Consider the following 14,063-nt stretch of genomic DNA (forward strand, 5'->3'; position numbering starts at 1 on the left):
GCGATTGGTTGTTTTTTTATCTCATCAATAGTTTTAAAACATAGGCCTCAATAGACGTCACCTGACTGATCCCTTACCATAGGTATCGTATATATCTACAGGCCTGAGTGAAGTTATTACTTATGACAGATATTCTTACAAAAGCAAGTGATCAGCTACTGGCCCCCGCCAATATCAGTGAGAATGAACTGGGAGGGATTCTGGATAGTATTCTCGGCCATAATGTTGATGCAGCAGATCTCTATTTTCAGTCGATAAGACATGAATCCTGGAGTTTGGAAGACAGTATTGTTAAAGAGGGCAGTTTTAATGTAGATCGTGGTGTGGGCGTTCGAGCCATGAGTGGTGAGAAAACCGGGTTTGCCTATTCTAATGAAATTATTGTCCCAGCGCTTCAGCAGGCGGCTAATGCAGCCAGGAGTATTGCCCGGCTGGGTCAGCAAAAGCAGGTACAGGCTTGGCAACGGAGCCGGCCATTGGCGTTATATAGCATTGATAACCCTCTAGGTACACTGACTCCTGAAGATAAAGTGGCATTGCTTCATGCCTGTGACCAGGAAGCAAGGAAAATGGATTCCCGGGTCAAACAAGTCAGTGTCAGTCTGGCAGGGGTACATGAGGTTGTTCTGGTTGCTGCTTCTGATGGAACCCTGGCTGGGGATATTCGTCCTCTGGTACGGCTTAACGTCAGTGTTATTGTAGAAAAAGAGGGACGTATAGAACGGGGAACAGCGGGCGGCGGTGGTCGTGGTGATTATCGGCAGTTTCTGATAGATGGTACTGGAATTGGCTATGCCAGGGATGCTGTTCGCCAGGCTCTGGTGAATCTTGAGGCGGTAGCAGCCCCGGCAGGTACATTGCCGGTGGTACTCGGGCCTGGCTGGTCTGGAGTGCTCTTGCATGAAGCTGTGGGCCATGGTCTTGAAGGTGACTTTAATCGTAAAGGCAGTTCAGCCTACTCTGGGCGAATCGGAGAACGTGTGGCATCGCCTTTATGCACGATTGTTGATGATGGCACTCTCAAGGGCAGAAGAGGTTCTCTGAATATGGATGATGAAGGGGTTCCATCGGAGTGTACTGTTTTGATTGAAGACGGTATTTTGAAAGGCTATATGCAGGACAAGTTTAATGCCCGGTTAATGGGGGGGCGTCCTACGGGGAATGGACGTCGAGAGTCTTATTCTCATTTACCGATGCCTCGGATGACTAATACCTATATGCTGGCTGGTAAGCATGATCCTGAGGAGATTATTGCCAGTGTGGATAAAGGGATTTATGTCGACAATATGGGCGGCGGCCAGGTTGATATTACGTCGGGCAAGTTTGTCTTTTCCACCAGTGAAGCCTGGCTGATTGAAAAAGGCAAAAAGACCGTGCCGGTTAAAGGTGCAACCCTGATTGGTAATGGCCCTGATGTTATGAATCAGGTGTCTATGGTTGGCAATGATTTGCAGCTTGATCCGGGCATAGGTATTTGTGGTAAAGGCGGTCAGTCCGTTCCTGTCGGGGTAGGCCAGCCTACTTTAAAGATCGATGAAATTACAGTGGGGGGTACGGCCTAGTCGTACTCTGTTGGAAGACCAGGATTGTCCAGGTGTTTACTGAGTAGCTGAATATCCTCTTTAATTGTGCGCCCCCGTGAAAGCGGGGGCAGCTTTTCAACCGGAAAGAAGTTAATCTCGCTGATTTCCAGGTTTTCTGTTGGACAGCCTCCTTTGAGTTCACATAAAAACAGCAGTTTAATTAAGTGATGAGGATTTTTTGGATGGTAGGGATGCTGTAATGTATCCCTGACAGCTGCCAGCTTGACAGCTTTAACCTCATAGCCTGACTCTTCCAGCACTTCTCGTTCAGCGCCAATGGATGGGGCTTCACAAACATCTGCCCAGCCTCCAGGTAATGACCAGCGCCCATCCTCTTTTTCCTTTACCAATAGAATTCTCGATTGCTTAAAGACACCTGCCCGAAGGTCTATTTTAGGTGTTGCGTAACCTTTTTCCGGCAGGAAAAAATCATCGACTTTTTCCCGGGGCGCATCGGCAAGTTGTGCTGTCATCTCATGGGCGATTACCTGTAACTGGTGGAAGCGCTCCAGGTCAAAGCCGTTTTTACTATAGGTTATGCCATTTTGTGCAATAGCTCGAAGTTGTTCAGCCCAAATAGACCACTTGTTGTTGTCCATATTTTTTCCTGTCAATCTGGGGGGGATAAATACCCCCTAATAATAGCTGGATAATTTGTTATTGTATTTAGGTTCTGTAATAACAGGCGTGCTTATGCTATTTGAGTTACCCTAAGGTTATTTTATATGCTGCCGGATTTACGACAAAAATTCTGAAAAATATGACCTTTGCAAGGTTAGCTGCAGGGGCTAAGTCCCTGCTGGTGAATTTCATCCCGAATAATATCCAATAGCCAGCAATATGCCGGATTTTGACCCTGTCGACTGTGGTAGAACGCTTTTACTTGAAGGGGCATCGCATGGAGTTGTGGCGGAACGGCGATGTGATCAATATGATCGCCAAGGCATGGAATATACTCCAGTGCAGTAAACATAATGAGATCAGACTCTTTGAGCATTTTGAGAGCGGCGGATAGCTGGCCGATTCTTGCTCCTATTTTGGCGGTATATCCATGTTTTTTGAATATAAGCTCAAAAGGTGCAATGTAAGTGCTGTAGTTAGGGAGCTCATGGACAAGGAATGAGTGTTGGCTGAGAGACTCCAGGGTCAACCTCTTTTCCTGCATTAATGGGTGGTTGTTATTGCACAAAATGGTGGGCGTCACATCAAAAAGAGGCGTCTGGATTAATGATTTTGGGTGTTCATCAATTAGATGAATTCCCAGGTTTAGTTCTTCTTCTTCCAGTCGCTTCAGGCTATTACTGGTCCAGATTGAAGAGGTGAGGAGAACACCTGGGGCCTCTTGCTTCAGTCGATGATAAATTCTTGGAATGAGCCAGCATCCCATGACTTCTGGAATCGCAATATTTAAATTTAATGCCAGTTGTGTGGGATCAAATGATGGAGTCCGATGCAGCAGGGTATCAAGATTCCCTACCAGGTCTGGTAGCTCCTTCATGATGGAATGGGCGCGTGCTGTTGGCGATAAGCCCCGGTTAGTCCTGACAAACAAGGCATCGTTCAGGGCCTCCCTCAGCTTTTTAAGGGAATAGCTGACGGCTGGAGAAGTGATCCTGAGCCTTTCTGCCGTAGCCTGTACACTACCTTCCTGGTACAGAACCATCAGTGTCCGTAAATGATTAAGATCAATGCTTTGGGTGTCCTTGTCTGGCAAAACCAACTCCTGAAAATATGATAAATAAGCAATAACGTGTTTGCCAACTGCTTTTTATGGGGGCAATGGCATATTTTTCCGGAAAGCTTAATACCTAGAAATGTTGAGCTTTAATAGTGGTGTTCATTACCTATACAGATTTGCAAGGTGGTTAAGACTTCGATTAAAACCAGGCTGGCTGCTTTAGATCTATTACTTTATTTTGGTTGAGTCTTTCAAGGAGCCTGTCGGACTTAAGCGTCCGTAGCGAGGATCGTAGAAAATTGAGGATAAAAATACGGTTTTGTGAGGTGAATAGTGGTTCTATTTACCGAACAAAAGCGTATTTTTAGACCCATTTGCTGCGACCGCAGTAGGACAGCCTTAAGTTCGACAGGCTCCTAGATACCGGCTGTGCAAAAATAATTGAACAGAATTATTGTGCATCTATCACTCCGCCTGTCAAAGAAGATAGGGCGTTCGTTCAGTGGCTGTTAAGCAAAGAAGATGTGTTTAAGCGAGAAGGCTGTTGGAAATGTCATGTAGAGCTGGGTGATCAGGCATTGAATATTGCTTACCGTTTAAAGGATTATCAAGCAGTGATGGAATTATCTATTCAGCTGGCCTCGACCTGGTTTTATTTGGGGAATCCGGCGAAGTGTCAGGAGCTAAACCAAAACTCGTTTGAAAACCGGATATTACTGACTTATTCATTAAGCGAAGCGATTACTAAAGCGCGCCCATCACAGATCTATCAAATTGCGGTTCTCTAACTGGGCGCGGTTTAGCCTCTAATGCCAGACAGATTGCTCTGTCACAGGATAACAGGAGCGCTGAGATCAGCAGTCTTTATTTGATTTCTGCTGCAGAAAGAGCAGGGGAAAACCCTGATGCTGTTAAAACAAGAGTTGGATGCAAAAACAGACCTTGAACGCATATCCTTATTAAGGAAAGCGGTTAGTAACCGGGAGTTCCTGGAAGACTGATTTATAAGGCAACATAACGTTGCCTTATAAATTGAAAATATTAATGGTTTGATGTCAGCACAATGCGATAACGAGCCTGGTTTCGTGCTACTTTTTCCATGGCTTCATTAACCTGGCTTAGAGGCATGGTTTCAATAAGTGGTTTAATGTTATGGGCTGCTGCCATTGCCAGCATTTCAATCATAAAGTGACGCCCTCCAACAATGCTGCCTGCCAGTTTTTTTTGCCCGAATACCATAGATGTGAGAGGCAAGGTAATATCGCTTGCTGGCGGTATGCCCACAATACAAAGTACTCCATCATTACTTAGCAGATCAAAGCATGCCTGCCAGTCTATAACAGAAGACGCTGTATTTAATATCATGTCCTGGCTGCTAGCTAGTGACTGATAGGTTTCCGAACCCAGGATTTTGAAGTGGTGTGCTCCAAAGCCGCGAGCTTCGTCTTCTTTATCGGGTGATGTTGAGAATGCTGTCACTTCAGCACCCATGGCATGGGCAAATTGAATAGCCAGGTGACCCAGGCCCCCAACCCCAATAATCCCTACTTTCATGGCTGGGTGCCGGAGGTACGTTCTTAGTGGGGTATAGACAGTGATACCTGCACAGAGTAAAGGTGCGGCATGGGCTGAATCCAGGGTGTCCGGTATCTTATAAGCAAAATCAGCAGGTGCTACGATGCGATCGGCAAACCCGCCATGATGACCCACTATTAATCCGGAATAACCTTCTCTGCAGATATTTTCCTGGCCTTTCAGGCAGTGATCACAAACACGACAAGAGTCTCGTATCCAGCCAAAACCGACCCGATCCCCTTTTTTTATTTCAGTAACCTGACTTCCTGTTTTAGTCACAATACCTACTACCTCGTGACCAGGTACAAGGGGATATTGTGTAATACCCCAGTCATTGTCCCGCATGTGCAGGTCAGTGTGGCAGAGTCCATTATGGGTGACATGAACTTCGATATCTGTCGCGGCTAAAGGGTCAGCTTGATATTGCCATTCTTCTAGATTTTGACCCGCTTTGTTTACAGCATAAGCTTGAATAATGGTACTCATTCTTTCAGATAATCCGAGTTGCGAAAATCAGCGGACTCAGGGAGTGTTTTCAGGTAACCATGAGAATCGTTTCTTGCGTAGGTCATCAGGCAATACACGACGGACTCGCCAGACATACGACACAGAGCCAGCCAACTCATAGCTGGCTGAGAACACTTCGTGACTCACTCTAAAAAGATAGATGCTTTCTTGAGTGTGTCAAAAGAAATTGGGTGGTTAGTCATTGAGGTATAAGCTGGAAATCCAGCATGTTGTCGTTGTCGAAAAGGTAGCGGCCTTTAAAGGGCTGATTTTTTATCAGTAAAGGCAGCCAGTAACGGTCATCCTCCCACATTTCATCATAAGGAATTTGATCCAGGTGAAACCAAAGGGGAATCGCTTCATCTGTCTCAGTGGGCGTACCAGTGAAATCCCTTGCAAGGTACGTATGCACGTGGATCGAGTAGCCATCAGTGAACTGGAATAGGCTTTCGCCTACGAATTCGGGGTTTGTGGGGGTGATACAAAGTTCCTCCTGCACTTCTCGGATAGCGCACTCCAGAGGGGTTTCTCCTTTTTCCACCCGTCCTCCCGGGCCATTTATTTTTCCTGCCCCTAGCCCTCGCTTTTTTCTGATAAGTAATATCCTGTGGTTTTTAATAATAAACGTCAGGGTGGCAGGGTCTTTTGCCTGCCAGTTGTCCCAGTCAATATCATTCAAGCTTTTAGCCTGGGCTGCTTGCAACATGTGGTAAGAACTCCAAAGGATGAAAAAACAGTTATCTGTGTACGTTTAAGTCTGACAGCTTTTGGAGGGTCAGAATATTGCTGGAGTAGGCTCCTGTATCAATAAAGTGGGTATTACCGAGGGTTAATGGGGTGTGTACAATAGTATGGCCGCAAACAACATGATCAATGCCGTCGATAAATGACTGATCCATGTTACGCACCTTTTTCCGGGACCACTGTAATTGTCTGGTAAGCTCTGTACTGTTCATTATGGATTCCGGGCTCCAGTGAGGCAGTGGGTATTCTGCATGGCATATAGCTACCCGCTTTCCTTTCTCCAGCTCAACTTCAAGCAGGAACGGAAGTGCGTCTGCCCAGGATGCATAGACATTCATTTTTTTTGATGAAACCTGCAGATGCCAATGACCACCATTGATAACCCAGTCAGCCATTAACGCGGATGAAGGATCTCTGGTAACTTCAATCATAGTGTCTTCATGGTTGCCCCTGACGGGATGAAACCAGGGCTCATTAATGAGTGAAAGGCATTTTTCCGAATCAGGTCCCCGGTCAATAAGGTCACCGACACTAAAACAACGGTCTTTATCCGGGTTAAATCCGGCCATTTTCAGTGTCTTGATTAATAAATCATACATTCCGTGTAAATCACCAATTACATAATCGTTGCCATCCTGGTTAGGACTGAATTTCTGCAGAAACATGCGTCCTCCTTGTTGTTTCTTAACAGGTGTATTGATTTTTACATTAAAGATATTGTCTGTTTTACCTTTTTATTCTAGAACTCAATTCCATGTTAGAGGCAAATGTATGGAGTCACTCCATACATTTCAGTGTGGTTAAGATGATTTATTGATGGAGGCGATGCCTGTGATAAGGTTGATTGTTATGGCCAGAGGTTGCTTTGCCCTTAATATCAGGTCAATATTTTCTTTACTGGCCATTTCCTGAAAGGAAACGGGAAGATCAGGAGGTAATTTCCCGGTTTTTCTCAGTTTTTTCTCTTCATCAAGCACATTCATGTACACGGGCAGTACTTTTCGGATGGTTTCTGTGAGTCCCACAACTTCCCGGGCATTGGCAAAAAGGGCAGGACCGTGAGTTTCAGCGGGATAAGGTTGTACTTTTAACTGTTCTTGTACATGTTTTATCCAGCGTTGCAGGTCAACACTGCCCAGTTGTTTGATGCCATTAAATAGCTCTTTGCCTTGCTCGGGACTGAACAGTCTGAGGGATGCCGCTATAGAACCCAGGGCGATAAGTTCACCGGTATCTCGTGTCAGCTTGTCAAGATTTAGCCATTGGGCCCGGGAGGTCAGATAGGCTTGCATCGGATTGAGTTGAACCCCTTGAAGAATATCATCAAGGATATCCTTAACCCGGGTCATGGCCATAAAGGTGTTTTGATCCAGGTAGAGTGAACCCTCTGGAGCCAGGTGCCCTCTGAAGCCCGCAATATTGGCTAGCCAGTGGTCGTACCAGAAATCCAGGGTTTCCTGGGTGATAGCGCCGGTATTGGCAGCCTGGGTAATATGTTTATACATGGCCAGGGACCCTTCGTTATACATCATATGGCGAAGATGGCTGTGGGGCATAAAGGCAACTTCAAAGGTTTTTGCTGAACGGTGATACTTATCCATAACATGCCTGGCCAGTGGGTAGATATCTCCTGCATAGGGCGCTGTCTGGGTTAAAAACTGTACACTGTCAACAGAGGGGTGCCTGATATATTTGAATGCTCTGTCTTTAGCCGTGGGGGAAAGTGTCACGGCACTGATAATGGCAGTGGCCTCGAGGGTTTCGTAAGAGGCAGCATCCAGCTTGCGGATCTTGTTCGACAATGTAGCAAAGCTGCTGTGATTGAGTGTGTTGCTACTATCTGCCGCCCTTTGAGGCGCAATAAAGATACTGTAGTCCTGTTCGGAGCCTCTCCGAAGCAGTTGAAGGCAGTAGACTCTGGCAAGTGCCCGGGGTATTTCACGATGAATGGTTTCGATAACTTCCCGGGTGTCCATATCCGGAGTAGTAACAGGGTTATCTATGACCCATGAGAGTTGTTCTATCTGTATCTCATTGATTTTTAACTTATCTTTATAGATTTGGCTTATATATTTCCGGATCAGTTCAACAGCGGGATCTCTTTTGTTAATTATTTGATTGCTGTCCGGCAAGCGCTCATTGTTACTGTTACAGGCTGTCAGAAACAAAAATAACAGGAGTAGCAATGAGGCTGGAATACTATGGATTGGTCTGGCCATAACGTTAAAGAACTGCCTTCTGCATTAGGGGGCTATGGAGAGGTCAGGAAACAAAAAGGAGTGTAGTAGAAAATTGAGTAAAAGTGGGCTTTCAATCCATTATTGAGAGTAACCCTAAAAATAGAGGCTATATTTATATTTTTGATAAAAAAGCCGTTATCCCTTCTTTTATGACGTCAAGGGATTCTTATTAGTCTAAGTTAAGCATCGTAGTCATCCCATTTTTACCAATGTTTTTCATGGTTTCTTATGAAGCGTTGTATCACTGCATCCTCTGAACAGTACAAATTGGCGTTTGCTGTATCCTTGGGGGGGATGCTGGAATTTTATGATTTCCTTATGTATGGCTTGATGGCCAGTTACATCGCAAAACACTTTTTTCCAGCGGATGATCAGTCTTTGGCAATTCTTGGAACTTTTGCCGCATTTGCTGTGGGACACTTTGCCCGCCCGCTGGGAGGCCTTGTTTTTGGTCACTATGGTGATCGTTATGGGCGAAAAACCACATTTACCCTGTCTGTTTTTCTAATGGCCTTAAGTACCGTGCTTATTGGCCTATTGCCGGGATATGTGACTATTGGTGGTTGGGCTACGGTACTTCTGGTGTTGTTAAGGTTGCTGCAAGGTTTCTCACTGGGTGGGGAAATACCCGGAGCGATTACCTATTTGAGTGAAAGCGCTCCCGAGCGGCAGGGGTTGGTATTGGGAATATTATTTCTTGCCCTGATGCTAGGGGTTGCATTAGGAACCTTTGTTCATGGAGGTCTGGCATTTTACCTTGGGCCAGAGCGAATGATGGAGTGGGGGTGGCGACTGCCGTTTTTATTGGGGGGTGTCCTGGGAGTAATAAGCTATGTCATTCGGCGGCGATTTCATGAGTCTGGATTTTTTTTGGCATTAAATCAGGTTAGACAGCGATCCCAGGTGCCACTGAAAGAATTAATAAACCACCACTGGCGGGGTTTATTGTTCGCTGTTGCTGCGATGTCAGTCTGTGGGGTAACAGTTAACATTTATGGGGTTTACATGCCGGGTTATCTTTCATCCATACTTGACTATTCAAAGGGGCAGGTTGCCAGGCATACGGCGCTGGCATTTGTTATTCATGCTCCCATACCATTGATAGCAGGGCTTTGTTATGACCTGGTTAACCGGAAACTATTGCTGGCTATTGTGGCGTTGCTGATGGCTATATTGGCGTGGCCAACATTTGATTATTTTTCCTCTGGGCAGGCTGAACTGAAAACTATTTTAATGATTTGTGCCATGTACACTGGGGTAACGGCAGGTCTATTGTCTCCCTTGATGATTCACTGTTTTCCTACGGAGGTGCGCTTTACGGGGATAGCAGTAGCATACAATATTGGACTTGCTTTATTTGGTGGTGTTGCTCCCTTTATTTCTACGGCACTGGCAGAAGGTTTGGGGGTGGCCTCAGGCCCTGCTTTATACCTGAATCCGTGAGTTCACTGTAGCCCAACTCCTCTGGATCAACCACAAAACGTAAGTTCCAAGTTAAAATGCACCCACTCTAATTTTCACCACCTGGGTGCATTTTTGTGAAACTGAAAATTGAACAATCACAGACGGAATTTTATACACCGGTCGCAGGGCTTTATTTCGTTGGTCATGCACTCAACAAAAAGACAGCGTTAAGCAAATCCCTGCGCAAAATAAAAAAAAGGCACCGTATCACTCATATCGACCTGATCAGAGCTTACTGCGGCCAACTGGCTCAGGGTAAAAGTGATTTTGATAATGTTGATAATAACCGGGATAACGACTGGTTCCGGTTGGCAATGGGCATTAAACAAATGCCTTCAGCCAGCCGCTTAAGACAGCGTTTCAATGAAGATGCCGCCCAACTGATTCCTTTCATCGAGGACAGCCTTACCGATGTCCTGGTTAATCTTCAGGTGCCCGTCACACCCCTTCCGAAAAAACTCGATAAGAAGCAGCACATACCACTGGATATCGACGTATTCCCTATGGATAACAGCAATACCAAAAAGGAGGGGGTCGAGTACACGTATAAAAAATTCTTTGGTTATGCCCCTATTGCCGCTTACTTTGGCTGCGAAGGCTGGTGCCTGGGATGTGAATTACGCCCAGGCTCTCAGCACTCCCAGAATGATTTTATTGGCTTTTTACAAGCAGTGCTGCACCGCAGCCGACGTTTGACCCGAGCGCCTATTCTGGTTCGCCTTGATAGTGGCCACGATGCTGAGGAATCGCGCCGGGAAATCGCCGGGTTCAAAGGTGTGAATCACATTATCAAGCTCAACCCAAGAAAGTATCACACCAAGGAACACTGGCTCCCCATTTTTGAAGAAAAGCAAGTCAAATGGGAGGAGTCGCGTCCAGGAAAGAGTTATGCGACACTCTCAACCGTCTATGAAACCAACTATGGTAACCAGCGTCTGATTATTCGCATTATCAAGCGTACCACTGATACTGTAGGGCAGAGATTTCTGACACCCGATTATGAGCTGGAAGGATGGTGGACAACACTCAGCGAAGCTGACTACAGCGATGATCAGATCATTAATCTTTATGAGGATCATGCGACCAGCGAGCAGTTTCACAGTGAGTTGAAGACTGATATGGATTTAGAGCGCCTGCCTTCAGGCAAGTTTGACACCAACGACCTGGTGATGTGTTTGGGTGCACTGGTCTATAACATTCTGCGCTACATGGGGCAGAGTTGCTTGCTCGGGCCAGATGCGCCGGTACGTCATAAAGCCAAACGACGCCGGTTAAAAACCGTGATACAGGAACTCATCTACCTGGCTGCCCGTCTTCTGAAAAAAGGACATCAATACCGGCTACGCTTTGGTCGTTACTGTCCTGGTTTCAGGTCTTTCCATCAATTAATAAGCCAGCATGCACTTTGTTGATTGAATAGCGAGATAGAAAAAAATGCCATAAATGAGAAAGTACTGTATTGATAACGGTAGGGCTTCTTTCAACCTGTCTTCAAGTTTGATGATATTTTGATCAGCATTTATGCTTAAAAACGACATAAAAACACTTCAATCAATAACCCGAGTTATTTTCAAAGGAAAAAATTAATCAGCACATTTTCAAAACTGCCGGGCAAATCAAGAAATCACGGATTCAGGTTATATATAACAGCCGTTGCCCTGTTAAGTTTATCCTGCCTGTTTGTTTCGTTGCCTGCAAAAAAGGCTGACAGTGAAAACCCGTCTTAATCATTCATTATGTTAATTTGCTATTGCCTGTCTTGAAGTATCTCCTTATGAGCTATATGGTGAACTGACTCTCGAAACGTACAATATTAAGAAAGAGAACCCAGTGAGAGCACCTTATCTATGACAGTTTTAAAAAAAACGGATATTAGTCAGATTATTTGCAGTAAACAGCTGTTTCTTGCTGTGTTACCGTGTTTTTTTATAGCCTCTGACCTTAGGGCAGAAACGTACGAGCAGTGCCTTATGAGGCAGGCTCGGTTTGCAGATGAATCGCTTACCTTGTCTGAAATCCGGGCAGCCTGTCAGCAAAAGTTAAGGGAAGACAGTCAACCTGAAGATACTTTGGAAGAAGCTGATGTTCTCGCTAATCGGGCAGTTCAGGAAGAAACCACCAGGGATAGCCCATTTGTTATAACACCCCACCGCCCTAACTACATCCTGCCCGTATCCTATAATGCCAGCCCAAATTATGAGCCTTTTGAACGAGCCGGCGAACAAGCGGCCGCTGATAATTTCTCCTCAACGGAAATCAAATTTCAGCTGAGTGTAAAAGCACCGGTATTTTATGGTGTCTTCAACGGTTATGGGGATTTGTATGTGGCTTATACCAACACCTCCTGGTGGCAGGCCTATAACAGTCATTCATCCCCTTTCAGGGAAACGAATCATGAACCAGAGGCCTTTTTGGTTTTTCCTGTTCAATATGAGGTGATGGGGCTGAACCTGAGAGCGATAACCACCGGCATTAACCACCAGTCCAATGGCCGTGGAGGAAGTCTGTCTCGCAGCTGGAACCGGGTTTATGCCAATTTTATTCTGCAACAAGAAAACTTTTATATGAGCTTCAAGCCCTGGTGGCGAATTCCGGAAAAGGACAAAAAATTTGATGGTGATCCACAGGGTGATGATAATCCGGATATTGATCAATATATGGGATATGGCGAGCTGAGGCTTGGCTATCAAATAAATAGCTATAATTTTGCAATTATGCTGCGAAATAATTTGAGATATGAAAATAAAGGTGCAGTCCAGCTGGACTGGTCATTCCCGATTAATAAACGGTTTAAAGGTTATGTGCAGTATTTTAATGGCTATGGCGAAAGCCTGATTGATTATAATGACAGTGTTAATCGGTTAAGTGTTGGGGTAATGTTAACTGACTGGTTGTAGTTTCTTAGAAGTCAAGGGCTGCCATATAAACGCATGGTAGCCCTTTTATAGCTAAACCAAAACTCGTTTGAAAACCGGATACTCCTGACTTGTTCATTAAGCGAAGCGATTACTAAAGCGCGCCCATCACAGCTCTATCAAATTAAGTAGGTCATAGTTTGGTTTCAAATAAACTGGATGTTCGGCCAGTACGAGAAATCTACTTCTTGATCTAACGATCAGATAGCTATTGAATGATACATTTACTCTATTATAAAGAGAGTACTGGTCTTTAAATCCCTCTCCCTATGAAGTACGTCACTACAATCACTGATGAAGCTGTTTTATTAACTTTGAAATTCGCCAAACACTACGGACCTCTGAGATGTATAAGGGAAAGAGCCCATAGCCTTTTATTGAGCAATCGTGGCTTTACCCTTGAGCAAATTGCCGAAATACTTGAAATTAGATATCAAACTGCTTCTCAGTGGATTGATGATTGGGAAGAATATGGTATTCGTGCCTTGTACAAGGGGCATGGTGGCGGTAGGCCGTGCATATATGACGAATCCGAAGTGCAACGCATAAAAGAATTAGTGGCTGAAGAGCCTCGTCGCTTATCGTATGTCAAATCCAAGATCGAGGATGAAACCGGTAAATCTTCATCAAAAATTACTCTGGCAAACATTGTAAAAAAGCAGGGCTGGTTTACAAAAGACTCCGTAAATCATGCAAACATAAACGGGACGAAGAGCAATTCCATGACTGTAAAACTGCTCTGAAAGATGCCCAGGAAGCCGAGAGCAAAGGGTTAATCAATTTATTTTATTTTGATGAGTCCGGCTTTACCCAGGAACCTTGTGTGCCATACGGTTGGCAGGAAAAAGGAAAGCAGCTCAGAATACCATCAGTCAAAAGTAAACGCATCAACGTACTGGGGTTTATGAACCGAAGCTGTGAGCTATTTCATTATCCTGTTGTGGGTTCAGTGAATAGCGATACGGTGATTGCGGCCTTTGATGACTTTGCAGAGAAAATGGCAGATGAAAAATACAGCTCAAATGATCGTTACACGGTAGTTATGGTGGATAATGCCAGCATTCACACCAGCAAAAAGTTTTGTGCCAGAATTGATGACTGGATGATTGAAAAGAAATTGCTGGTCTGCTTTCTGCCAACATATTCACCTGAGCTCAACCTGATTGAAATCCTGTGGAGGAAAATAAAGTATGAATGGCTCAACCTCTTGTCAATCAAGAGCTTTGCGGAATTTGAAAAAGAAGTTGAACGGGTGCTTTTTTCATTTGGAGAGGAGTATATGATCTCATTTTCTAATACTGTCCGACTGGATGGTTAAATTATTCGAAAGCAATCTATACACTACTTACGATTCGCT

Annotated in this window: 13 protein-coding genes; 7 read left to right on the forward strand and 6 right to left on the reverse strand. The window is 44.9% G+C overall.

What is annotated here, in order from left to right:
* Positions 1-122 precede the first annotated feature (122 nt).
* Positions 123-1,562: a metalloprotease TldD gene (tldD, locus tag MJ595_RS12495; RefSeq protein ID WP_263078234.1), complete on the forward strand. Its 1,440-nt coding sequence runs from the start codon at positions 123-125 to the stop codon at positions 1,560-1,562.
* On the opposite strand, the gene MJ595_RS12500 is transcribed toward tldD, so the two are convergent.
* Complete coding sequence (locus MJ595_RS12500; protein ID WP_263078235.1) at positions 1,559-2,182, reverse strand: NUDIX hydrolase; 624 nt, start codon at positions 2,180-2,182, stop codon at positions 1,559-1,561. The genes tldD and MJ595_RS12500 overlap by 4 nt on opposite strands.
* Before the next feature lie 176 nt (positions 2,183-2,358).
* A complete protein-coding gene (locus MJ595_RS12505; protein ID WP_263078236.1) occupies positions 2,359-3,297 on the reverse strand; it encodes a LysR family transcriptional regulator in 939 nt (312 codons plus the stop codon).
* A 488-nt stretch (positions 3,298-3,785) separates the two neighbouring features.
* Here MJ595_RS12505 and MJ595_RS12510 point away from each other — a divergent pair, with 488 nt between their 5' ends.
* Positions 3,786-4,049: a hypothetical protein gene (locus MJ595_RS12510; protein ID WP_263078237.1), complete on the forward strand. Its 264-nt coding sequence runs from the start codon at positions 3,786-3,788 to the stop codon at positions 4,047-4,049.
* Between the two features lie 253 nt (positions 4,050-4,302).
* Here MJ595_RS12510 and MJ595_RS12515 read toward each other — a convergent pair whose 3' ends face one another.
* The 4 genes from MJ595_RS12515 to MJ595_RS12530 all read right to left on the reverse strand — a co-directional run bounded on the left by MJ595_RS12515 (position 4,303) and on the right by MJ595_RS12530 (position 8,306).
* Positions 4,303-5,322, reverse strand: a complete 1,020-nt coding sequence (locus MJ595_RS12515) for an NAD(P)-dependent alcohol dehydrogenase (RefSeq protein WP_263078238.1) — start codon at positions 5,320-5,322, stop codon at positions 4,303-4,305.
* A gap of 220 nt (positions 5,323-5,542) precedes the next feature.
* Complete coding sequence (locus tag MJ595_RS12520; RefSeq protein ID WP_263078239.1) at positions 5,543-6,049, reverse strand: 8-oxo-dGTP diphosphatase; 507 nt, start codon at positions 6,047-6,049, stop codon at positions 5,543-5,545.
* Positions 6,050-6,080: 31 nt separating this feature from the next.
* The gene (locus MJ595_RS12525) at positions 6,081-6,752 is read right to left on the reverse strand and encodes a metallophosphoesterase (RefSeq protein ID WP_263078240.1); all 672 of its coding nucleotides are present in this window, start codon (positions 6,750-6,752) and stop codon (positions 6,081-6,083) included.
* A gap of 135 nt (positions 6,753-6,887) precedes the next feature.
* Positions 6,888-8,306 (reverse strand): hypothetical protein, encoded by a 1,419-nt coding sequence (locus tag MJ595_RS12530; protein WP_263078241.1) that lies wholly within the window; start codon positions 8,304-8,306, stop codon positions 6,888-6,890.
* A 249-nt stretch (positions 8,307-8,555) separates the two neighbouring features.
* Here MJ595_RS12530 and MJ595_RS12535 point away from each other — a divergent pair, with 249 nt between their 5' ends.
* The 5 genes from MJ595_RS12535 to MJ595_RS12555 all read left to right on the forward strand — a co-directional run bounded on the left by MJ595_RS12535 (position 8,556) and on the right by MJ595_RS12555 (position 14,024).
* On the forward strand, positions 8,556-9,770 hold the full coding sequence (locus tag MJ595_RS12535) for an MFS transporter (RefSeq protein ID WP_263078242.1): 1,215 nt from the start codon (positions 8,556-8,558) through the stop codon (positions 9,768-9,770).
* Positions 9,771-9,865: 95 nt separating this feature from the next.
* Positions 9,866-11,203, forward strand: coding sequence for an IS1380 family transposase (locus tag MJ595_RS12540; RefSeq protein ID WP_263078015.1), 1,338 nt, complete (start codon positions 9,866-9,868; stop codon positions 11,201-11,203).
* Positions 11,204-11,638: 435 nt separating this feature from the next.
* A complete protein-coding gene (locus tag MJ595_RS12545) occupies positions 11,639-12,688 on the forward strand; it encodes a phospholipase A (protein ID WP_263078243.1) in 1,050 nt (349 codons plus the stop codon).
* A 287-nt stretch (positions 12,689-12,975) separates the two neighbouring features.
* A complete protein-coding gene (locus MJ595_RS12550) occupies positions 12,976-13,449 on the forward strand; it encodes a helix-turn-helix domain-containing protein (RefSeq protein WP_263078037.1) in 474 nt (157 codons plus the stop codon).
* Positions 13,371-14,024: an IS630 family transposase gene (locus tag MJ595_RS12555; protein WP_263322427.1), complete on the forward strand. Its 654-nt coding sequence runs from the start codon at positions 13,371-13,373 to the stop codon at positions 14,022-14,024. The genes MJ595_RS12550 and MJ595_RS12555 overlap by 79 nt, the downstream gene beginning before the upstream one ends.
* Positions 14,025-14,063: the final 39 nt, after the last annotated feature.

The sequence above is a fragment of the Endozoicomonas sp. Mp262 genome (assembly GCF_025643335.1).
In the GTDB taxonomy this organism is placed as follows: domain Bacteria; phylum Pseudomonadota; class Gammaproteobacteria; order Pseudomonadales; family Endozoicomonadaceae; genus Endonucleibacter.

Coding starts and splice junctions, on each gene's coding strand:
- MJ595_RS12535 (WP_263078242.1), top strand. CDS start 8,556: ATGAAGCGTTGTATCACTGCATCCTCTGAACAGTACAAATTGGCGTTT.
- MJ595_RS12515 (WP_263078238.1), bottom strand. CDS start 5,322: ATGAGTACCATTATTCAAGCTTATGCTGTAAACAAAGCGGGTCAAAAT.
- MJ595_RS12550 (WP_263078037.1), top strand. CDS start 12,976: ATGAAGTACGTCACTACAATCACTGATGAAGCTGTTTTATTAACTTTG.
- MJ595_RS12530 (WP_263078241.1), bottom strand. CDS start 8,306: ATGGCCAGACCAATCCATAGTATTCCAGCCTCATTGCTACTCCTGTTA.
- tldD (WP_263078234.1), top strand. CDS start 123: ATGACAGATATTCTTACAAAAGCAAGTGATCAGCTACTGGCCCCCGCC.
- MJ595_RS12500 (WP_263078235.1), bottom strand. CDS start 2,182: ATGGACAACAACAAGTGGTCTATTTGGGCTGAACAACTTCGAGCTATT.
- MJ595_RS12545 (WP_263078243.1), top strand. CDS start 11,639: ATGACAGTTTTAAAAAAAACGGATATTAGTCAGATTATTTGCAGTAAA.
- MJ595_RS12525 (WP_263078240.1), bottom strand. CDS start 6,752: ATGTTTCTGCAGAAATTCAGTCCTAACCAGGATGGCAACGATTATGTA.
- MJ595_RS12520 (WP_263078239.1), bottom strand. CDS start 6,049: ATGTTGCAAGCAGCCCAGGCTAAAAGCTTGAATGATATTGACTGGGAC.